Here is a 20,054-nt window from a genome sequence, read left to right on the forward strand (position 1 = left end):
CTATGACATCCGTCGGTATCGACGCCGTCGAAATTTGGACGGGCAACCTCAAACTCGACTTGCCCGGCACCTTCGCCCCACAGAAGGGCGAGGACCCCGAAAAGTACACCAAAGGGCTGGGACTCAACGCCTCCTCGTTCCCCGACAGCTACGAGGACATCGTCACTATGGGCGCCAACGCCGCCTACCGCCTCATGGACCGCAAAGGCCTCGAGCCCGACGACATCGGCCGGATCGACGTCGCTACCGAGAGCGCATTCGACAACTCCAAGCCGGTTTCGACGTACGTCGCAGGCTGCCTCGAGCAGGTGTTCGAGGGCGACTTCCATCACGCGAACAAGGGCGAGCGGAAGTTCGCCTGCATCGCCGGCACCCAGAGCCTCGACGACGCGTACAACTGGATCCGTGCGGATCGACACCGCGGCCGCTCGGCCATCGTCATCGCCACCGACACCGCCCTGTACGCCCGCGGCGACGCTGGCGAGGCGACCCAGGGTGCGGGCGCGGTCGCCATGCTCATCAGCGAGGACCCCAACCTGGTCGAGCTCTCGGCCGAACAGGGATTCGGGTCGGCCGATGAGACCGACTTCCTCAAACCCAACCAGCAGTTCCCGAGCGTCGACGGCAAGCGTTCGGTCCAGGTCTACCTCGCCCGCATGCGCGAGGCACTGATCGACTACCAGCGCGAGGCCGGCGAGATTACGGTCGGCGACTTCCAGTACGCGCCGTTCCACACGCCGTTCCCGGGCATGGTCCGGAAGGCCGCCCTGCTGGCGTACCGCCACATCACCCGCGACACCGAAATCGAGGAGGAACTGGCCGAGGAGATCGGTCGCCAGCCCCGCGAGGAGGCCTTCGAGGACGAGGAGGCGTTCACCGACGCGATCCGGGAGTACATGGACGGGCTGAAGCGCACCGAGCGCTACCAGGAGTGGTACGCCGAGACGATCGACCCCACTCTGACGATCGCTCGAGACGTCGGCAACTGGTACACCGGCTCGGTCCACGTCGCCCGCGCGAGCGCGCTGAAACACGCCGCGGAGAACGACCGCGACATGGTCGGCGAGCAGCTCCTGGTCGGTTCCTACGGCAGCGGCGCCCAGGCCGAAATCCACACCGAGACCGTCAAGGAAAACTGGCTCGAGGAGATCGAAGCGCTGAACGTCGACGAGCAACTCGAGTCGCGCTACGACATCGACTGGGACGATTACGAGGAGATCCACGACGCGCACAACCACGAGATGGACGTCGACATCGAACCGCTGACGACCCCGGAAGGCGAGTTCGCGTTCGACGGCTGGGGCCGGATGGGCGAGCGGAAGTATCGGTACGTCGAGTGACTCGGCGCGAAACTCGAGCGGACGGCGGGAAAGAGATGCGTTGATAACCCCGTGCTCCGAACCCGCACGTAACGTGTCTGGGACCGAACCCTGCGGCCGGCAAGCAGTGGGGACGACCGACTTTTCAATCACCGGAGACACACCTGCGCTACCATGAACGGAACACGCACCACGGGGAGTCCGTACGCTCCTCACACGGACGACGACACGGCGGCGATGCTCGAGGCGGTAGGCGCCGACTCCGTCGACGACCTGTTCGACATTCCGTCGGCGGTATGGTTTGACGACGAGTTCGAGATTGACGCGCGAACCGAACGCGAGGCGCGCCAGCTGGTCCGCCAGACGCTCGAGCGAAATGACGACCTGGTCGAGTTGCTGGGACGGGGCCACTACGGCTACTACGTGCCGTCGCTAGTCGATCACCTCGCGGACCGATCGGAGTTTCTGACGTCCTACACCCAGTATCAACCCGAGGTCTCCCAGGGCTTCCTGCAGGCGCTGTTCGAGTATCAGTCCCTGCTGGTCGAACTCACCGGACTCACGATTGCGAACTGTTCGATGTACGACGCGGCGACGGCTCTGGGGGAGGCGGCGACGCTCGCCGACCGCGTTCGAGACACCTCGGGCCGTCGCGTGCTCGTTCCGGACCTCCTGCTCGAGGGACGCCGGAGCACCCTCGAGAACTACGTCGCCGGCACGGACCTCGAGGTCGAGACGTACCCGACCGACGACAGCACCGTGGACGTCGAGGCTCTCACGGATACCATCGACGACGACGTCGTCCTGTGCTACGTCGAGAACCCCACTGTTCGCGGCACGATCGAGGAACACCTCGCGGAGATCGGCGACCTCGCCCACGAGCACGACGCGCTGTACGTGCTGGGTTCGGATCCCGTCGCGCTCTCACTGCTCCAGCGGCCAGCGGACGTGGGCGCTGACGTCGTCGTCGGCGACGCGAGCGTCCTCGGGCTGCCGACGAGTTATGGCATGGGCCTGGGACTGTTCGCGACCCGGGAGAGCTACCTCCGGCAGGTGCCCGGTCGCCTGGTCGGCGTGAGCGAGGACGCGACCGACCGGCGAGCGTTCACGCTCACCCTCCAGACCCGCGAGCAGCACATCCGTCGTGAGCGAGCGACGAGCAACATCTGTACGAACCAGGCTTGGGTCGCGCTCCGGACCGCGATGCACGCCGCCTCGCTCGGTCCCTCTGGACTGGTCGACCTCGCAAAACGCGACGTAACGCGAGCCGAGGAGCTCGCCGAACGAATCGACGACCTCGTCGGGGCCAGAGCGCCCGTTCATGACCGCCACCACCTCCGCGAATTCGTCGTCCACGTGGACCAGCCTGCTCGAGCGATCGCGGACGACCTCGAGGAGCGCGGGTTCGCGGTTCACGTCGTCGACGAACACGAACTGCAGGTCTGCGTCGCGGGCGTCTCGGACGAACAGATCGAGGCGTTCGTCGAGGCGTTCGCGGAGGTGCTTCGATGAGCGGTCAGGGACGGAAACGAGAGCTCGAGCAGGGGGAGAGACGGAGCCGACGGTACGACCAGGCCCGATACGTCAGCAACGGCCACTACGAACCGCTCCTCTCGGAGAAAGACAGCACTCGCGTCGACGTCAGCGACGACTCGCCGCTGCCAGACGGTCTGACCCGCGATTCCCTCGAGTTGCCCGAACTCTCCGAACCGGAACTCGCGCGTCACTACACGCGTCTCTCCCAGATGATCTACGGGATCGACAGCGGGCCGTACCCGCTGGGGTCGTGTACGATGAAGTACAACCCGAAGTTCACGGAGGACGTCGCCGCCCTCGACACTGCAGCGGTCCACCCCGACCGTTCTGCGGGGTCGATCCAGGGCACGCTCGAGTTGTGCTACCGACTTCAGGACTACCTCGCGCGAATCGGCGGGATGGACGCCGTGACGCTCCAGCCGCCGGCCGGCGCCGCGGGCGAGTTCGTCGGCATTCGAGTCGCCAGCGCCTACCACGAGCACAACGGGGACGACCAGCGAGACGAGGTGATCGTCCCTGAGAGCGCCCACGGGACGAACTTCGCGACGGCGGCACTGGGCGGGTACGACGTCGTCACCCTCCCGAGCGACGACGGCGGCCGCGTCGACCTCGAGGCCCTCGAGGCCGCCCTCTCCGAGCGGACGGCGGCGCTCATGCTGACGAACCCGAACACCCTCGGGTTATTCGAGCGCAACATAACCGAAATCGCCGAGATGGTCCACGACGTCGGCGGTCTGCTGTATTACGACGGCGCGAACCTCAACGCCCTCCTCGGTCGAGCCCGTCCGGGAGACATGGGATTCGACGTGATGCACTACAACGTCCACAAGACGTTCGCGACGCCCCACGGTGGCGGCGGCCCAGGTGCCGGGCCGGTCGGCGTCGTCGACGAGCTGGCGCCGTTCCTGCCCGAGCCTCGGGTTCGCGAGCGTAACGTCGAGGGTGAGGAAGAGGGCGAGACCGAGTACGAACTGTTCGCCCCCGACCACTCGATCGGCCACGTCCACGGCTTTCAGGGCAACTGGCTCGTCCTGGTCAAGGCGTTCGCCTACATCGCCCGACTCGGCGACGAGGGACTGCTCGATGCGAGCGCGAAGGCCGTCCTCAACGCGAACTACCTCGCCAGTCAGATCGACTACGACGTTCCCTACGGCCCGTTCCACCACGAGTTCGTCGCCAGCGCGGGCGACCAGGACGCGGCCGACGTCGCCAGACGAATGCTCGACTTCGGCGTCCACCCGCCGACGACGAAGTGGCCCGAGATCGTCCCGCAGGCGCTGATGACCGAACCGACCGAAGTCGAGAGCAAAGAAACGCTCGACACCCTCGCCGAGGCGTTCCAGCAGGCGTCGGCCTCGAGCGACGACGAACTCGAGGCTGCGCCCAACCGAACCGCCGTGGGCCGGATCGATCAGACGAGCGCGGCGAGAAACCCGCGGCTCTCCTGGCAGGCGCTCGAGAATGCAGATTCGGGCGAGGACTCAGCCTAACGTCTGCAGAACTTTTCGCTGGGCCGCCGCGAGGTGTTCGCCGAACGTCGAGCGCGTGATTCCAAGCGCATTGGCGACGTCCCCCGCGTTCGACGTCCGCGGATACTCGAAGTACCCCATCTCGTGAGCCGTCTCGAGCACTTCCCGTTGTCGGGCGGTCAGGGAGTCGACTTCCAGGACGAGCGGTCCGTCGCCGTCACCGTCGCCCCCCGAACGGAGCAGTCGTCGAACGCGGACGTCCCCGAATCGGTCCTGGAGGTCCGACATGAGTTCCGAGAACCCAGTCTGATCGTCGACGTAGCAGGTGACCAGCAGCGACCCGTTCTCCGCACTGATATCCGAAACCGGCCAGCCGAGTTCCTCGATACGGTCACAGACGCACGGCGACGCTGCCGAGCGAGTGAATCGATAAACTGCGTGCGAATCGAGGTCGAATATTCGGTCGGCGTCTTCGACTGCATCGTACGTCTCGAGGTCGACCGCAGCGTCGCTCGCGATGGTGAACTCCTCGTCGACGTGCGGTCCCATGTTTCGTCCGGATGCCCGCGTCACGGTCTCGACGGGGGAACCAGTCGTCTCGGAGGCCGCAGCGACCGGACAGGTCGACGGCGTCCGGACGTCGATCTCGACGCGAATCGTCTCGTTCAAAGTGTTCATAGGTACCCGTCGTACTGCGGGTCGAAGGACTTCAGTACGAACACGTTCGGTGATTCCCGTTCCTCGAGTCCCTCTACCTCCCCGTCTCTTGGACCCTCCTTATTCCTCCCTCCCCGTTCGATCGCCGGACCCGCTCAATCGGCGTCAGTCGGCCTCGAGGGTGGCGAGGGTGCACTCGTCGGGTCGTTCCACGGCAGCGGGCCGTCGTAATCCGCGGGAACGTACGGACACAGCGGGTCGCTCTCGAGTGGATCGCCGGTGTAGGCGTAGGCTCGAGAGCGACTCCCGCCGCAGACCGTTCGGAACTCACAGGTCCCGCACTTTCCGCGAATTCGGCCGCGATCACGGAGGGATCGAAACAGCGCCGAGTCGCGATAGATGGCAGTAATCGGTTCCTCGCGGACGTTGCCCGCAGAGGCCGGGAGGAAGCCGGACGGGAAGACCTCGCCGACGTGGCTGACGAACGCGAAGCCGTCGCCGGCGACGATTCCGCTTCGGCGTCGGAGGCCGTCAGCGTCGACCGTTCTGTCGTCCGATTCCCGTCGCTCTTGCAGACGGATGCGTCGGTACTGTGGCGCCTCGGTGGTCTTGACCCCGAACGGTTCGCTGTCGCTGACCTCGCCAAGCCACGACATGACTGCGTCGGCCTCTTCGGGGGAGATTGGCTCGAGGATTCGCCCGCGTCCGACGGGGACGAGGAAGAAGACGCTCCACATGACGACGCCGAGGTTGGCGAGCAGGTCCCTGATCGCTGGGAGTTCGTCGACCGTCTGCCGGCAGACGGTGGTGTTGATCTGGACGGGAACGCCGGCCGCGCGGGCGTCCTTCATCGCCCGAATCGTTTCTTCGAAGCTTCCGGCTTCGCCCCGGAAAGCGTCGTGGCTCTCGGGGGCCGCGCCGTCGAGACTGAGCGCCATCCGTCGGAGCCCCGCCTCGGAGAGCGCGTCGATGCGGTCTCTCGTGACCGACCGGGTTCCGCTCGGCGTGATCGTCATCCGCAGGCCGAGGTCGGTGCCGTACTCGATCAGTTCCGGGACGTCGTCACGGACCAGCGGGTCGCCACCAGATAGCACCACGAGCTGACCGTCTCCGAAGTCGCTCGCGTCCTCGAGCAGTCGCTTCCCGTCGGCGGTCGATAACTCGTCGGGGTGGCGCTCCGGTTGGGCGTCGGCCCGGCAGTGGGTGCACGCGAGTGCGCAGGCCTGGGTTACCTCCCAGATCAGCACGAACGGGCGTTTCGACGTGTCGATCGATCGGCGACCGGGTGGCGCTGGCATGGATACTCACCCGCCGTTGGCGACGCCGCCTACAAAGGGTCGGTTCTCGTTCTCGGGATCCGGGAACGCCGCCCGAAGACGTTCGCAACGAGGGATATACCTCCGAGAACCCAACCGCGAACGAACACGATGGTCGAATCTGTACGTCGCGAGCGAGTGGCGGGGGATCGCCGCGGAACGCCGCTCCCACAGTGGGAGGTCTTCCTTCGGGAGGACCGAGACAAGCGCCTTCATCACGTCGGCAGCGTTTCGGCGACGAGCGTCGAGGAGGCCGTCGACAACGCCTCCCGGCTCTTCGGTCGGTACGCCGCGGACCTCTGGGTGTGCCCGGCCGAGGCGGTCGAGCGGTACTCGACGCGCCCGCTGTCCACTGCCTCCGACTCGCCGGACGAGGCGCCGGGCCAGGAGGTTTCGCCCGAACCTCGCGTTTCCGAGGAAAGTGACGGAGTCCCGCGGGTGAACGACTCGTGATCTCGATCAGCAAGCTCCTCTGTGACCTCGACGCCGAGGGCGACGGACTACGCTACGACGCTGCTGAGAGCTCAAGTAAGCCTCAGATCACGACCGGAAAGCAGCGCCGCCCGGTCGTCGTCTGGAATACGACCCGTCGGTGTAACCTCCACTGCGCGCACTGTTACGCGGCGGCCGAAACCGAGCCTGCAGCGGGCGAGTTTAGCACAACTGAAGCCCGACGTTTCCTCGAGCAGCTGGCAGATTACGGTGTCCCCGTGGTCCTCTTCTCCGGCGGGGAACCACTCGTCAGGCAGGATCTCCCCGAACTCGTCGAGCACGCCGCAGACCTCGGACTCCGGCCCGTTCTCTCGACGAACGGGACGCTCATCACGCCGGAGAAAGCGGCTCGACTCGAGTCGGCCGGGCTACAGTACGCCGGCATCTCCGTCGACGGACTCCCAGAGCGCAACGACGCGTTCCGGGGAAAGGAGGGGGCCTTCGACGCTGCCGTCCGAGGAATCGAGGCCTGCCAGTCGGCCGGGCTCAAGACCGGACTGCGGTACACGATCACCGAGGCAAACGCCGCCGACCTCGAGGGAGTCGTCGACCTGCTGACCGACGTGGGGGTCGATCGATTCTGCTTCTATCACCTCGATTACGGTGGGCGCGGCGCCGATATCACCGACATCGACCTCAGCCCCGAAGCGACCCGTGACGCGGTGAGGCGACTCTGCGATCTGACGCTCGAGTACCACGACCGCGGCGAGGAGATCGAGACCCTGCTGGTCGGCAACTACGTCGACGCGCCCTTCCTCGTCGAGTACGCCGCCGACCGCTTTGGCCCCGAAAAAGCCGAAACCGTCTACCGCCATCTCGATCGAAACGGAGGCGATCCGACGGGTGAGCGCATCGCGGACGTCGACTACGAGGGCAACGTTCACCTGACCCAGTTCTGGCAGGGCTACAGCCTGGGTAACGTTCGCGACCGACCGTTCGGCGACATCTGGGACGACGAGACGAATCCGTTGCTCGCCGATCTTCGAGTGCGCGAGGACCACCTCACCGGCCGATGTTCGACGTGCCAGTATCGGTCGATCTGTCGCGGTGGGTCTCGGTTGCGGGCGCTCTCGAGTGAGTCCCTCTTCGGACCCGATCCGCAGTGTTATCTCACAGAAACCGAGCGTCACGGCGAGTTGCCGGTCGCTCGTTGATAGCCATATTAGATGCTCGCCAGGAGCATGTGGGCCTCGAGGCGAGCCTCGGGCACAGACCAGTCGCGTTACTCGTAGGGGGTGAACGACCCGTTGATGTCCCACTCGTGAATACAGTGGGGGTGACCGCGGTCGCTATCGAGTGCGTGTTGCCAGGCGGACTGGGCGTCGTCCCAGCGTTCCGTCCGGCCACAGCGTTCGCATACCCGCATCGTTGGTTTCTGCATCTGGACGCTCATTGTCAACGGTGAGAACGCTGTACATATAACAGTAGCTGTGACCGGCAAGTGCTGCCCACCCCCTTCGCTCGAGTTCCGTCCTCACACCAGGCAGTCGAGGTCAGTCCTTCTCGCTCGAGACCACTTTGAGAAGGCACTGAGCGGTCAGTACACCGCGTCGACGATCTCCTGATCGAGTCGCTCGAACGACTCGAGGTACTCGCGTCGTTCCTCGCGCAGGGTCTCGAGTTCGCCATCGTAATCGTCGACATACTCGGCGACGCGGAACGCCTCGATGTCCATCCCGGGTACGTTCGCGGGAACTTTGAGGCCGAGTTGCTCGTCCCGGGTCCACTCGACGGTTCCCCGCGCGAGTTCGGTCAGGATCGTCACGGACTCGGTGACGCCGACGTCCTTCGAGTTCGCGTCCGAATCGGGGTAGCCGACTGTGCCCGTGTTCACGACGTAGCACTCGAGGCCGAGCGAGGCGACCAGCTCTCGCAGCCGGTTCCCCTCCTCGCCTTCCGGACCGATAATGAACGGATTCGTCCCCACGACCCGGATGCGCTCGCCAGCCCGGTCGGGGTCACCGGCGCTCGTCTCGATCGATTCGCCCAGCATGAACGCGACCGCCGCCTGCTCGTCGTCGAGTCTGGCGACCGGCGGCATGAGCGGGTTCCGGGTGATGAAAAAGAGCTGGTCGACGTCCTCGAGGTCGATGTCCTCGCTGGCGCTGGGCAGTTTCGAGCGCCGGATGACGGCACGACCGTTCTTCGTGTATCGGTCGTCGTCGAAGTCGACCGTCCCGTCTTCGTCGACGACGACGTTCTCGAACGAGGCCGATTCGTCGGTGACCGCGGCGTGTATTCCTGGTTGTTCGTCGGCGTCCAGGCCGTACGTTTTCACGTAGAGGCCGCCGCCCTCGCTGCCGGCGACCGAGCCGTCCGGCAGGAGCGCACACACGTCGTCCTGGACCATGACCGCCTCCTCGGGGGCCTCGAGCCAGCAGCCGTGGGCCGTGAGCGTCGATTTTCCGGTCGCGGAGAGCCCCATGAAGAGCTGACCGACGGTCTCGAGGTCAGGGACGGTTCCGTCCGCGGTTTCGTCATCGCGTTCGCTGTGGGCATCGGGTTCGTCACGGGCCTGGGCTTCGTCGCGAGCGTCAGCCGCTCGAGCCACGCGAACGCGCTTGCTGCCGGCGTGCAGGCCGAGGCCGCCGAGTCGTTTCGCTCGATGCATGAACAGCCGGAGGAACGATTTCTTCGCTTCGCCGGTGTAGTCGCTGCCGACGACGGCGGTAAACCCGTCGTCAGGGAGGATTCGGATCGCCGTCTCCGATGCGTCCGGAACCTGTACCGTGACGAAGTCTGGGTCCCGTCCGTCGGTCGGGTCGAACAGCATCGCCCATCCGTGAGCGATTCGCGCGTACTCGGCCGGGACGTACAGGCGGCAGCAAAACGTCGTTTCCGGGTGCGTGCCGACGAGTCGGTCGACACAGAGCATCGCGCGGTTCTCGACGGGCTCGGTCGCCCGGTCGATGACGGCGTAATCCGCCTCGCCGAAGTCGTCGTCGACGGCGTTTTTCGTCCGGTCGGCGCTCCTGGACCGGAACTCGCTCACGTAGGACGCGGAGCCGAACTCGGTCGTCGTCTCGTCGGCGGCAGCGAGTTCGCGGAGCCCGGCGATCAGGTCGTCGTCGGTGCGGTGGGTGGGCGGCTCCTCGACCGTCGTCGAGCCCACCGGGCCGTAGTACTGGACGTTCAGGGCACGCTTCGGATCGGCCAGGGACTCGCGGACGTGACGCGGCTGCGTCCCGGTTTCGGACATACTAGGAAGAACCATCACTCTGATACATAAATCCGGAGGATTTGCCAGCCGGTATGCCTCTCATTTCCACGACCCGTTTCAGTACCCCGATTTTTCGCTCGCTGGTCCCGATTATCTGGCCCATAATCTACCGGAATCCACTGTTCGATATGTGATATATTCTCTAAATTTACTCGAGGTCGAAACAATGTATCATCCACGGCTGAGCGGCCCGGACCGACAGAGCAAAGGTCGAACCCGAAGACGCCACGCATGGAACATGATCACGTTCGTCAACTTGCTGGTACGCGACGACGACCTCAGTCACGAGGAGTTCTGTGAGCGCTGGCTGGGCGACCACACCGACCTCGCGTCTGACCTCCCCGGCCTCGAGCGGTACGTCACGTCGACGCCGACCGATCCCTCGAAGTCGGCCTACGACGGTATCGTTCGGCTGACGTTCGCCGACGGCGCGGCGATGGCCGCCGCGTTCGAGTCCGAGGTGGGCCAGGAGGTGCAGGCCGACGCGGCGACGTTCGCCGACATGGAGGCGAGCGAGACGATGGTCGTCGAGGAGACTGTCCACGTCGCCGAGACGGCGCTCCCCTCGGAGGACGACTGAGTCGACCACCATGGACGACACGCACTCCACGCAGACGACCGCCGACCGCGTCGTCGACACGCTCGAGGCGCTCGACGTCGAGTACGTCTTCGGCTACCCCGGCGGGCGCCTCATCGAGGTGTTCGAGACGATCGGCCACCGTGACACCGACGTGACGGTCGTCCGCCCGCGTGACGAGCGCGAGGCGAGCGTCATGGCCGAGGCCTACGGCCGAATGACTGGCTCTCCTGCCGTCCTGGCTGGACAGGGACCCTGGATCGGCAGCCTCGGTGCTATCGGCCAGATGGAGTCCCGTCTCGGCTCTTCGCCGATGGTCGTGCTCACCGAGGCCTCCGAGCGCGGCGACTACTCCACGCTCGCGCCCTACCAGCAGTCCAGGGGCGACTACGGCGGCCTCTCGCTGCCGAAGATTCTCGACGGCGTGACCAAGGAGTGGTGGTTCCCGCGCACGCCGCCGGAAACCGTCCGCACGGTCCAGCTCGCGTTCAAGCACGCGACCGCCGGTCGGAACGGTCCCTGTGCCGTCATCTTCGACGGCTCGGCGATTACGGACGACCTACCGGGGGACGTGACGCCCGGCCTCTGGGACGACGAGATGCAGGTCAGAAACTGGGACTCGAGACCGACGGACCGCGACGTCGCGGCCGCGGCGGACGCGCTCGAGAACGCCGACCGTCCCGTCATTCTGGCCGGTAACGGCGTTCACGCGAGCGCTGGAGGCGACAAAGCCGACGAATCCGACGCCTACGACCGACTCGAGGCCGTGGCCGACGCCTACGACGCTATAGTCGCTACCTCCTATTTAGGTAAGTCGACGATCCCCGAAACCCACGAGCGCGCGGCGGGCGTCATCGGTTCCTTCGGTCACGAGGGGGCGAACCGTGTCGTCAGCGAGGCGGACGTCCTGGTCGTCGTCGGCTGTCGGATGAACCCGATGGACACAAACTGGCAGGCCGAGTCGTTCATCCGGCCGGACGAACAGACGATCATCCACGCCGACGTCGACTCGCGAAACGCCGGTTGGGTCTACCCGGCCGACGTCGGCCTGATCGGCGACGCCGGCGAAACGCTCGGCGCGCTGCTCGAGGCGAGCGAGGGCCGCGACGCCGAAAACGACTGGGCGCTCGAGCGAGCGGCCGAGGCGCGTGAGGACTTCCACGTGGCCGCCTGCGAGGCCGAGAGCACCCCCATCAAACCCCAGCGAGTGTGCAAGGCCATCGAGGCGGTCGTCGACGAGAACACCGTCGTCACGGCGGACTCCGGGAACAACCGCTTCTGGCTCCTCAACTACCTCCAGACCGAGACGACGGGAAGCTACTACGGGAGCGGCGGCGTCGGCGCGATGGGCTGGGCGGCGCCCGCTGCCGTCACCGGCTCCCTCCTCGGGAAGGACGCCATCTGCGTCGCCGGGGACGGCGGCTTCGCCATGACAATGACGGCCCTCGAGACCGCCGTGGACTGCGACGTCGCGCCGACGTTCGTCGTCCTCAACGACACCTCGCTCGGCATGGTTCGCCAGATGGACGACGCCATTCCCGGCGCGCACTTCCACGACACGGACTTCGTCGGCGTGGCGAAGGCCCTGGGCGGCGACGGCGTCCGGGTTACCGACCCTGCGAACCTCGAGGATGCCATTGCAGACGCGAAGGCTGCGTCGGTGCCGACGGTCGTCGACGTCCGGATCGACCCCGACGAGGAGATGGCCGACCAGCTCTCCTCGTCGTTTTACGACGAGGTCGGCGGCCTCCACGAATAGTTCGTCGGAACGACAGCTGTACGAATGTATTTATCCGATGATCACTACTCCTCGGTGATGGCACACCTCGAGCGGCTCTTTGTCTACCCGATCAAGTCACTCGATCCCGTTTCCGTGGATGCGGCCCAGGTTGGCGAAAGCGGAGCGTTCGAGTGGGATCGGCGGTACGCGATCGTCGACGAGTCCGATGCGTACGTCAACGGAAAACGCGAGCGGGCAGTCCACCGGTTGCACACCGAGTACGACCTCGAGCGGAAGACGGTCACGATCGGCGAACGAGGTGGAAAGACGCGAACCTACCACCTCGACGTCGACCGGGATTCCCTCGAGTCGTGGCTCACGGACTTCTTCGGCTACCGCGTCCAGGTCGTCTGTGACGACGAAGGCGGGTTCCCGGACGACACCGACGCCTCCGGGCCGACGGTTATTAGCACGGGGACGCTCGAAGCCGTCGCCGACTGGTACGAGGGCATCGACGTCGACGAGATGCGCCGGCGTCTGCGGGCGAACCTCGAGGTCAACGCCGACGAGGCGTTCTGGGAAGATCGACTGTACGACCGGCCGGGTCGAGCGGTCGCGTTCGAACTCGGCGACGCGACGCTTCTGGGAGTCAACCCCTGCCAGCGCTGCGTCGTGCCGACGCGTGATCCGGACACGGGCGAGGACACCCCCGGCTTCCGGGAGACGTTCGTCGAACGCCGGGAGGCGACGCTCCCGACGTGGGCCGGGTCGGACTGGTTCGACCACTACTTCCGACTCATGGTCAACACGAGGGTTCCCGACGACCAGTGGGAGACCACTCTCTCGGTCGGCGACGACGTACGCCTCGGCGAGTCGACTCGAGTCGCCAGTTCGTAACCGCCCCCCAGATCTCGGGGTTCTTTCGTCCAATACAGGGCGGTACGTCAGCTCTCGGGTGTTCGCAACACGGCCTCGAGCCACGGCGCCATGTCAGAACGCTTTTGCCGTCCACGATGGAGATTCGTGATAATGTCTGCGGACACAGTACTCGTCACGGGTGGCACGGGATTCATCGGTTCGTACGTCGTCGAGGACCTGGTCGAAGCGGGTCACGACGTCGTCGCGTTCGACCTCTCGACCGATCCGCGGATCCTCGAGAAACTCGACGTCGCTGACGACGTCGAGATCCGCCGCGGGGACGTCTCCGAGGTGACCGACGTCATCGGCGCCGTTCGCGAAACCGGTGCGACGCACATCGTCCACCTCGCCGCGCTGCTGACGACCACGGCGCGTGAGAACCCGCGCGCGGCGATGAACGTCAACATCGAGGGGACGAACAACGTCTTCGAAGCCGCTCGAATCCTCGACGACCAGGTCGAGCGCGTCGCCTGGGCATCTTCGGCCGCGGTGTTCGCGCCGCCGACGAACTACACGGAAAACGACGGCTGGGTCACCGAGGACGACCTCGTCTACCCCGACACGCTCTACGGGGCGACCAAGGAGTACAACGAACACCAGGCGCGGGTCTACTACGAGGACCACGGCGTCTCCCACGTCGCGCTCCGCCCGACGGTCGCCTACGGCCCCTACCGCGAGACCGGGGGCTCCGCGTTCCTGGCGAACATCATCGAAAAGCCCGCCCTCGGCGAGCCGTTCGCCGTCGAGTACGGCGACCAGGTGATCGACTGGCAGTACGTCCGGGACATCGCCCAGGCGTTCCGCAAGGCGACGTTCGCCCCTGACGAGCGGCTCTCCCGTCGCGTCTACAACGTTCGCGGGACCGTTGCGACCATCCGCGAGGCCGCCGAGACGGTCGAATCCATCGTCCCCGGTGCCGACCTCGAGGTGTCCGACGAGGGCGAACTCCCGTGGACCCAGAAGCTCGACATGACCGCCGCGAAGGATGACCTGGGATACGACCCCGAGTACGACCTCGAGACCGGGTTCCGGGAGTACATCGACGTGTTGCGGGCCGAAAACGGGCTCGAACCCCTCTGATCGGACGACAGCGAGCGACGGCCGATCCGCGTTTCGCGACGCGCTGATTTTCAATTCTGGTATTTTGAGCCAAAAGGCAAAGAGGCCACCCCGTCATCCGGTCGCATGGCTATCGGTCTCGATATCGGAACGGGGGCCCTCCGGTCGGCGAGAAACGACGGCTCGGAGACGGTCGTCACGAGTCAACCGGCCGCGGTGTTCCCGCTCGAGGATGGCGTGGACGGCACGGACGCACTGGATGAAGAACAATCAGAACTGTCGTTCGAACACGACGGTACGACGTACCTCGTTGGGACGGCGGCCCGTTCGGTTGCCCGAGCAAACGGCACCGAACCGGTCCCGTTGTTCACAAACGGAACGCTCGAGTACGAGTGGTGTGGCCGCGCCCTCGAGACGCTCGTGGCTGCCGTTCTGGACGGATCGGACGCGGAGGAGTGCTGGTACACGACGCCGGGAACGCTCGTCGAGACCGACGGAACCGCGGCCGAGGTGCGAGAGACGGTCGCGACCGCCGTCGCCGAGTGCGTCGACGAAGCGACGCCGATCGGCAAGGGCTTCGCCGTCGTCTACGATCAACTCGGCGAGGACAACTACACGGGGCTGGGCGTCTGCATCGAGTCCCAGACGACGAGTGTCGGCCTGTCGTACTACGGCGTCCCAGTGCTCACCTGCTCGCTCGCACGGGGGAGCGACTGGCTCGTCGAGCGCGCCGTCGCCCAGACCGATCACGCCCCCGACCAGATCGCTTCGATCCTCGAGGGCTTCACGCTCGATCCGAGTGCGGCGACCGGCGACGTCGAGAACGCCCTCGCACGGGCCCACGACGAACTGGTGGCCGACCTGATCGACCTGATACGCGCTCGAGCTGGCGACGCCGACTTCCAGCGAGGACTCAGCGTCCCCGTCGCCGTCGCCGGGGACGAGGCGGTCGTTGGAATCGAGTTCCTCCTCGGCGGCCGGTTCGACGCCGCGTCGCTCCCGTTCTCGATTCGCGGCGTTCGCCTCGCCGAGAATCCCGCCGAGAGCCCGGTTCGAGGCGCGCTCGAGGCCGCCAGAGACGGCGTCGTCGCTTACGAAGGAGTCCTCTGGGGTCACGGTCACCACTCCGAACAGTCGAACGCGGCAGTCGACGCCGCCTCGTCGCCCTCGCCTGATGCGGAGGCGGGAGGAGGTGCGAGCGCGTCGTCCGGTGGAGCCGGTGCCGGTGCCGATACCGATACTACGCTCTCGTTCGACGACGCGGCCAGCCAGACCGAGCGCGCTCGAAGTGACGACGCCATCACACAACTGTTCGAGCGCCTGGGCTCGAGAGACAACGAGATCGATGCAGTGATTGGAGATCTCGAGGCCCTCGAGTCGACGGTCTCGTCGGTGGACTCGTCGATCGCCGAGATCGACGAGACCGTCGAGGCAGTCACGACCGACGTCGAGTCGCTCGCCGACGGCCTCGAGGACGTCGCCGACGCCAGCGCGAAGGCCGAGGACGTCGACGCGCTCGAGACCCGCCTCGAGGACGTTTCAGGTGACCTCGAATCGACGACCGAGGCGGTGGAGTCGGCCAGCTCGACGATCCAGGCACTCGCCGACGACCTCGAATCCGTCGAATCGGCGCTCGACGCTCGTGCGACGCAGGCGTCGCTGGCGGCCGTCGAGGACGACGTGGAATCGACGCTGGAAGCGGTTCGACGACTCGAGCAAACCGTCGAATCGATCGTCGAGACGGCAGACGACCTCGAAGCTGACCTCTCGGCGCTCGAGTCCGACACCGACGAGCGGTTCTCGGACGCGGCCCAGAATCGCGACGGACTCGCCGACAGCGTGTCGTCCCTCGAGGCGGAGCTCTCAGCACTCGAAGAGACGGTCCCCTCGGGCGACGCGTTGGACGCCGTCCGATCGGACCTCGACGAAGCGGTCCAGAAGGTCGACGCTACCACCGCGGCGGTCGAGTCAGTATCGTCGGATCTCGAGCACGTTACCGAGACGGTCGACGCCGCCGAGACCACGCTGGAGGGCCACGAGACGGCGATTCACGATGTGGAGGCGGCCGTCGACGAACAGGTGGCGTCCGTTCGCGAGAACGGAGCCGTTCTCGAGGACCACGCGGCAGAACTCGAGTCCCTGTCCGGCGACTTCGAGACCATCGGTGACACCGTCGCCGCCCACGAGAACGAGCTGTCGAGCCTCGACGACGCAGTCTCCGCGCTCGAGACCGACGCGTCCGAACGCGACGATCGGATCGAGTCGACCGACGAGCGCGTGGCGGCTGCACTCGAGCGCGTCGAATCGATCGAGTCGTCGCTCGAGGAACGAACGACCGCACTCGCAGAGCGCCTTGCGGACGTCGAACCGGCGGTCGATTCGGGCGCCACGGTGACCGAACAGATCGATGTACTGGCCGACGAACGAGAGGGCCAGTTGGACCGATTCGAGGCCATCGAAAACCAGCAGTCGATCCAGGACGACCGCCTCGAGACGCTCGCGTCGGCGGTCGACGACCTCGACGTGCAGTCCGAGGAATCGAAACCGACCGAGAACGCCGACCTCGTTCGGATCGTAGCCGTTGGTGGCGGTAGCGCCGGCGTCGTCGCCGGCGGAACGGTGGCGATGTCGGGTGCGACGCCAGTGGGCCTGGCGGCCGTCGTCATCGGACTCGCTGCGCTCGCGTTCGCGTTCGTGGCGGGCGAGCGGATCTGAATTCCTTTTGTCGGTCGCTTCCCACGGACCTGATTCCACGTACTGATCGACGACGCGCCTCTTTTGCTGCGCCGGACTCCGCCGCCGGAATCAGAGGCATACGCCTGCTCGAGAACTGCCGCGCCGAGCGGGGAATCGCTCTCCTCGCGCCGACGACCCAAAATCGCCACGAGAAACGGCGACGAGGATAACGTTTATCCCGCTCATGCCCGATGTTTACACTAGTCATGGCCGAGGAACCAGATACCGACGAGGGAATCGAACTCGAGGCACGGTTGGCCGAGGGGGAGACCTACGAGCCGCCGGCGTCGTTCGTCGACCAGGCGAACGTGAACGACCCCGAGATTTACGAGGAGTTCGAGGAGAACTGGCCGGAGTGCTGGGAGCGCGCTGCAGACATGCTCTCCTGGAATCAGGAGTACGACACCGTACTTGAAGACGACGACGCGCCGTTCTATCGGTGGTTCACCAGCGGCGAACTCAACGCGTCGTACAACTGCCTCGACCGCCACGTCGAAGACGGCGCGAAGAATCGGGCGGCGATCAAGTGGGAGGGCGAGTTGGGCGAGACGCGCACCTACACCTACAGCGACCTGCTGTACGAGGTCGAGGCGTTTGCGGCCAGCCTTCGAGAACTCGGCGTCGAGGAGGACGATGTCGTCACGCTCTACCTGCCGATGATCCCCGAGTTGCCCATCGCGATGCTCGCGTGTGCCCGCATCGGGGCGCCGCACTCGGTGGTGTTCGCTGGCTTCTCCGCCGATGCCCTCGCGACGCGGATGAACGCCGCCGACAGCGAGTACCTCGTCACCTGCGACGGCTACTACCGTCGCGGCGATCCGCTGAACCACAAGGAGAAGGCGGACAAGGGGCTTCGCGGCGTCGATCACGACGTCGAGACAGTGGTTGTCGACCGTCTCGGCGACGAACTGAACCACTTCCTCGGTGCCAGCGCCCACGATTACGAGGAACTGGTCGACGCACACGAGGGCGAGAGCGTCGAGCCGGTCTCTCGAGACGCCGAGGACATGCTGTTCCTGATGTACACCTCGGGCACCACTGGCCAGCCCAAAGGGGTGAAACACACCACGGGGGGCTATCTGTCGTACGCTGCCTGGACCTCTCACGCCGTGTTGGACGTCAAGCCCGAGGACACCTACTGGTGTGCGGCCGACATCGGCTGGATCACCGGCCACTCCTACATCGTGTATGGGCCCCTGGCACTGGGCACGACGACGATGATGTACGAGGGGACGCCCGACTACCCCGAGAAAGATCGGCTGTGGGACCTCGTCGAGAAGAACGACGTCGACATCTTCTACACCGCGCCCACCGCCATCCGGGCGTTCATGAAGTGGGGCAAACAGTACCCCGATCAGCACGACCTCTCGAGTCTGCGCCTGCTCGGGACCGTGGGCGAGCCGATCAACCCCCGCGCCTGGCAGTGGTACTACGACCACATCGGCGACGGCGAGTGTCCCATCGTCGACACCTGGTGGCAAACGGAGACCGGCGGCATGATGATCACCACACTCCCCGGCGTCGGCGAGATGAAACCCGGGTCGGCCGGACCACCCTTGCCCGGTATCGACGCCCGAATCGTCGACGCCAGCGGCGACCAGGTCGAGGCTGGCAACGCCGGCTATCTCACCGTCAATAACCCCTGGCCAGGGATGCTCCGAACACTCTATCGCAATGACGAGCGCTTCCTCTCCGAGTACTGGCAGGAGTACTCCGACGAAGAGAGCGACGAGTGGGTGTACTTCCCCGAAGACGGCGCGAAAATCGACGAGGACGGCTACATCACCATCCTCGGGCGCGTCGACGACGTCATCAACGTCTCCGGACACCGCCTGGGGACGATGGAAATCGAGAGCGCCATCGTCGGCGTCGAGGGCGTCGCCGAAGCTGCCGTCGTCGGTGGCGACCACGACATCAAAGGCGAAGCCGTCTACGCCTACGTCATCCTCGAGGACGATGCCGACGCGACCGACTCGATGCGCGACCGAATCGTCGAGGGGGTAGAGGACGCCATCGGGCCCATCGCTCGACCCGAAGAGGTCATCGTCACGCCCGAACTCCCCAAAACCCGTTCGGGCAAGATCATGCGTCGCCTGCTCGAGGACATCGCCTCGGGCAACGAACTCGGCAACACCTCGACGCTCCGGAATCCGGAGGTCGTCGAGGATATCGCTGCCCAGGTTGGGGACGACTGAGGAGCAGTCGGGAACAGGACCTAGTAAACAGGTTTATTATTTATCCGCCTGAACGTCAGGGTGCTATGGCAGACGAAGCAGAACTCCGCGAGCAGTTCACCGAGGCGTTCGAAGGCGCAGACTACCCCATCTCGAGTCCAATGGACCTCGTACCCGCCCTGCCGAACGGGCCGGGAACGAAGTTCGAGTCCGGTGACTTCTCGATGACGGCGATGGAACTGAACACGAAGCTCTCGGGCGGTGACTTCCCCTACGAGAACGTCGACTCGTTCGTCGACGACGTTATGGAGCAACTCAAGGAAAAGGACGAAATCTAAACAGTCGGGCAACGTCAATATCGAGCGTTCGACGACAGAACAGTCGCTCGAGCGGGTGCTGACGTGCTAAAATCTTCCGTTCACTGCGTATGAAAGCTGGCGATGTCCTCGTTTCCGCAGGACGGACACGTACTCGACGGCGAGTCGACGCCGGTTCCACACCGCCGACACTCGTAAATCGTTTCGCGTTCCGACTCGGTGAACAGCAGCGATTTGACGGTCTCTATCATCCCATCCCCACTTACAGATGAGGCGGACCCGGTATAAGTGAGTGCGATCGTTTGTGCCGCTTGAAACGAATATGCAACTGGATAAAACGCAAGACTGCGGCGGCTTCGAATAGTTGCAGTGTGACCGGGCGGAAATCAGCGGTAGCGAACCATTTATCCACCCGGGTTGCCAACGGACTAACAAGAACGAGGGACTCGAGATAGTACAGTCGATACGGATGGTTCGCTCACGCGTCCATGCTACCACTGAAAAGTCGACGCTGTTCCTCGAGAACCCCGCCCACCCTCTTCGA

17 protein-coding genes are annotated in these 20,054 nt (G+C 65.4%); 12 read left to right on the plus strand and 5 right to left on the minus strand.

Going from position 1 to position 20,054, the window contains the following annotated elements:
• Window positions 1–2 precede the first annotated feature (2 nt).
• The 3 genes from hmgB (at window position 3) to gcvPB (ending at window position 4,345) form a co-directional block, all read left to right on the plus strand.
• Window positions 3–1,340, plus strand: coding sequence for a hydroxymethylglutaryl-CoA synthase (hmgB, locus tag AC6I65_RS08390; RefSeq protein WP_497901468.1), 1,338 nt, complete (start codon window positions 3–5; stop codon window positions 1,338–1,340).
• 153 nt (window positions 1,341–1,493) lie between these two features.
• On the plus strand, window positions 1,494–2,831 hold the full coding sequence (gene gcvPA / locus AC6I65_RS08395; RefSeq protein WP_497901469.1) for an aminomethyl-transferring glycine dehydrogenase subunit GcvPA: 1,338 nt from the start codon (window positions 1,494–1,496) through the stop codon (window positions 2,829–2,831).
• The gene (gcvPB, locus tag AC6I65_RS08400; RefSeq protein WP_497901470.1) at window positions 2,828–4,345 is read left to right on the plus strand and encodes an aminomethyl-transferring glycine dehydrogenase subunit GcvPB; all 1,518 of its coding nucleotides are present in this window, start codon (window positions 2,828–2,830) and stop codon (window positions 4,343–4,345) included. Before gcvPA ends, gcvPB begins: the two co-directional genes overlap by 4 nt.
• On the opposite strand, the gene AC6I65_RS08405 is transcribed toward gcvPB, so the two are convergent.
• Both AC6I65_RS08405 and AC6I65_RS08410 read right to left on the minus strand, forming a co-directional pair.
• Window positions 4,337–5,002, minus strand: coding sequence for a helix-turn-helix domain-containing protein (locus AC6I65_RS08405; RefSeq protein WP_497901471.1), 666 nt, complete (start codon window positions 5,000–5,002; stop codon window positions 4,337–4,339). The two genes, gcvPB and AC6I65_RS08405, sit on opposite strands and share 9 nt — an antisense overlap.
• 134 nt (window positions 5,003–5,136) lie before the next feature.
• Window positions 5,137–6,279: a TIGR04053 family radical SAM/SPASM domain-containing protein gene (locus AC6I65_RS08410; protein ID WP_497901472.1), complete on the minus strand. Its 1,143-nt coding sequence runs from the start codon at window positions 6,277–6,279 to the stop codon at window positions 5,137–5,139.
• A 129-nt stretch (window positions 6,280–6,408) separates the two neighbouring features.
• On the opposite strand from AC6I65_RS08410, the gene AC6I65_RS08415 reads away from it, so the two are divergent.
• Together AC6I65_RS08415 and AC6I65_RS08420 are read left to right on the plus strand one after the other, a co-directional pair.
• Entirely contained in the window at window positions 6,409–6,750 is a 342-nt protein-coding gene (locus AC6I65_RS08415) for an Htur_1727 family rSAM-partnered candidate RiPP (protein ID WP_497901473.1), read from the plus strand.
• Window positions 6,747–7,943, plus strand: a complete 1,197-nt coding sequence (locus AC6I65_RS08420; protein ID WP_497901474.1) for a TIGR04347 family pseudo-SAM/SPASM protein — start codon at window positions 6,747–6,749, stop codon at window positions 7,941–7,943. Before AC6I65_RS08415 ends, AC6I65_RS08420 begins: the two co-directional genes overlap by 4 nt.
• A 68-nt stretch (window positions 7,944–8,011) precedes the next feature.
• On the opposite strand, the gene AC6I65_RS08425 is transcribed toward AC6I65_RS08420, so the two are convergent.
• Both AC6I65_RS08425 and AC6I65_RS08430 read right to left on the minus strand, forming a co-directional pair.
• Window positions 8,012–8,182 (minus strand): HEWD family protein, encoded by a 171-nt coding sequence (locus tag AC6I65_RS08425; protein WP_497901475.1) that lies wholly within the window; start codon window positions 8,180–8,182, stop codon window positions 8,012–8,014.
• Between the two features lie 144 nt (window positions 8,183–8,326).
• Window positions 8,327–9,988 carry a phosphoenolpyruvate carboxykinase (ATP) gene (locus AC6I65_RS08430; RefSeq protein ID WP_497901476.1) on the minus strand — a complete coding sequence of 554 codons (1,662 nt, stop codon included), beginning with the start codon at window positions 9,986–9,988 and terminating at the stop codon, window positions 8,327–8,329.
• A gap of 259 nt (window positions 9,989–10,247) precedes the next feature.
• On the opposite strand from AC6I65_RS08430, the gene AC6I65_RS08435 reads away from it, so the two are divergent.
• The 7 genes from AC6I65_RS08435 (at window position 10,248) to AC6I65_RS08465 (ending at window position 19,531) form a co-directional block, all read left to right on the plus strand.
• Entirely contained in the window at window positions 10,248–10,589 is a 342-nt protein-coding gene (locus AC6I65_RS08435; RefSeq protein ID WP_497901477.1) for an EthD family reductase, read from the plus strand.
• Between the two features lie 10 nt (window positions 10,590–10,599).
• The gene (locus AC6I65_RS08440) at window positions 10,600–12,345 is read left to right on the plus strand and encodes a thiamine pyrophosphate-binding protein (RefSeq protein WP_497901478.1); all 1,746 of its coding nucleotides are present in this window, start codon (window positions 10,600–10,602) and stop codon (window positions 12,343–12,345) included.
• Window positions 12,346–12,402: 57 nt separating this feature from the next.
• A complete protein-coding gene (locus AC6I65_RS08445) occupies window positions 12,403–13,203 on the plus strand; it encodes an MOSC domain-containing protein (RefSeq protein ID WP_497901479.1) in 801 nt (266 codons plus the stop codon).
• 132 nt (window positions 13,204–13,335) lie between these two features.
• Window positions 13,336–14,304 (plus strand): NAD-dependent epimerase/dehydratase family protein, encoded by a 969-nt coding sequence (locus AC6I65_RS08450; protein ID WP_497901480.1) that lies wholly within the window; start codon window positions 13,336–13,338, stop codon window positions 14,302–14,304.
• 105 nt (window positions 14,305–14,409) lie between these two features.
• Complete coding sequence (locus AC6I65_RS08455) at window positions 14,410–16,998, plus strand: disk-shape morphogenesis protein volactin (RefSeq protein ID WP_497901481.1); 2,589 nt, start codon at window positions 14,410–14,412, stop codon at window positions 16,996–16,998.
• A gap of 227 nt (window positions 16,999–17,225) precedes the next feature.
• Entirely contained in the window at window positions 17,226–19,214 is a 1,989-nt protein-coding gene (gene acs, locus AC6I65_RS08460) for an acetate--CoA ligase (RefSeq protein ID WP_497901482.1), read from the plus strand.
• Window positions 19,215–19,279: 65 nt separating this feature from the next.
• A complete protein-coding gene (locus tag AC6I65_RS08465; RefSeq protein WP_497901483.1) occupies window positions 19,280–19,531 on the plus strand; it encodes an MTH865 family protein in 252 nt (83 codons plus the stop codon).
• A gap of 80 nt (window positions 19,532–19,611) precedes the next feature.
• Here the strand turns inward: AC6I65_RS08465 and AC6I65_RS08470 are convergent, their stop codons facing one another.
• Window positions 19,612–19,761 carry a hypothetical protein gene (locus tag AC6I65_RS08470; RefSeq protein ID WP_497901484.1) on the minus strand — a complete coding sequence of 50 codons (150 nt, stop codon included), beginning with the start codon at window positions 19,759–19,761 and terminating at the stop codon, window positions 19,612–19,614.
• Window positions 19,762–20,054 lie beyond the last annotated feature (293 nt).

The sequence above is a fragment of the Natronosalvus sp. KLKA75 genome (assembly GCF_059736265.1).

What these genes read in the sequence shown, in the direction of transcription:
- hmgB (WP_497901468.1), top strand. Translation starts at nt 3, where the DNA reads ATGACATCCGTCGGTATCGACGCCGTCGAAATTTGGACGGGCAACCTC.
- gcvPA (WP_497901469.1), top strand. Translation starts at nt 1,494, where the DNA reads ATGAACGGAACACGCACCACGGGGAGTCCGTACGCTCCTCACACGGAC.
- gcvPB (WP_497901470.1), top strand. Translation starts at nt 2,828, where the DNA reads ATGAGCGGTCAGGGACGGAAACGAGAGCTCGAGCAGGGGGAGAGACGG.
- AC6I65_RS08405 (WP_497901471.1), bottom strand. Translation starts at nt 5,002, where the DNA reads ATGAACACTTTGAACGAGACGATTCGCGTCGAGATCGACGTCCGGACG.
- AC6I65_RS08410 (WP_497901472.1), bottom strand. Translation starts at nt 6,279, where the DNA reads ATGCCAGCGCCACCCGGTCGCCGATCGATCGACACGTCGAAACGCCCG.
- AC6I65_RS08415 (WP_497901473.1), top strand. Translation starts at nt 6,409, where the DNA reads ATGGTCGAATCTGTACGTCGCGAGCGAGTGGCGGGGGATCGCCGCGGA.
- AC6I65_RS08425 (WP_497901475.1), bottom strand. Translation starts at nt 8,182, where the DNA reads ATGAGCGTCCAGATGCAGAAACCAACGATGCGGGTATGCGAACGCTGT.
- AC6I65_RS08430 (WP_497901476.1), bottom strand. Translation starts at nt 9,988, where the DNA reads ATGTCCGAAACCGGGACGCAGCCGCGTCACGTCCGCGAGTCCCTGGCC.
- AC6I65_RS08435 (WP_497901477.1), top strand. Translation starts at nt 10,248, where the DNA reads ATGATCACGTTCGTCAACTTGCTGGTACGCGACGACGACCTCAGTCAC.
- AC6I65_RS08440 (WP_497901478.1), top strand. Translation starts at nt 10,600, where the DNA reads ATGGACGACACGCACTCCACGCAGACGACCGCCGACCGCGTCGTCGAC.
- AC6I65_RS08445 (WP_497901479.1), top strand. Translation starts at nt 12,403, where the DNA reads ATGGCACACCTCGAGCGGCTCTTTGTCTACCCGATCAAGTCACTCGAT.
- AC6I65_RS08450 (WP_497901480.1), top strand. Translation starts at nt 13,336, where the DNA reads ATGTCTGCGGACACAGTACTCGTCACGGGTGGCACGGGATTCATCGGT.
- AC6I65_RS08455 (WP_497901481.1), top strand. Translation starts at nt 14,410, where the DNA reads ATGGCTATCGGTCTCGATATCGGAACGGGGGCCCTCCGGTCGGCGAGA.
- acs (WP_497901482.1), top strand. Translation starts at nt 17,226, where the DNA reads ATGGCCGAGGAACCAGATACCGACGAGGGAATCGAACTCGAGGCACGG.
- AC6I65_RS08465 (WP_497901483.1), top strand. Translation starts at nt 19,280, where the DNA reads ATGGCAGACGAAGCAGAACTCCGCGAGCAGTTCACCGAGGCGTTCGAA.
- AC6I65_RS08470 (WP_497901484.1), bottom strand. Translation starts at nt 19,761, where the DNA reads ATGATAGAGACCGTCAAATCGCTGCTGTTCACCGAGTCGGAACGCGAA.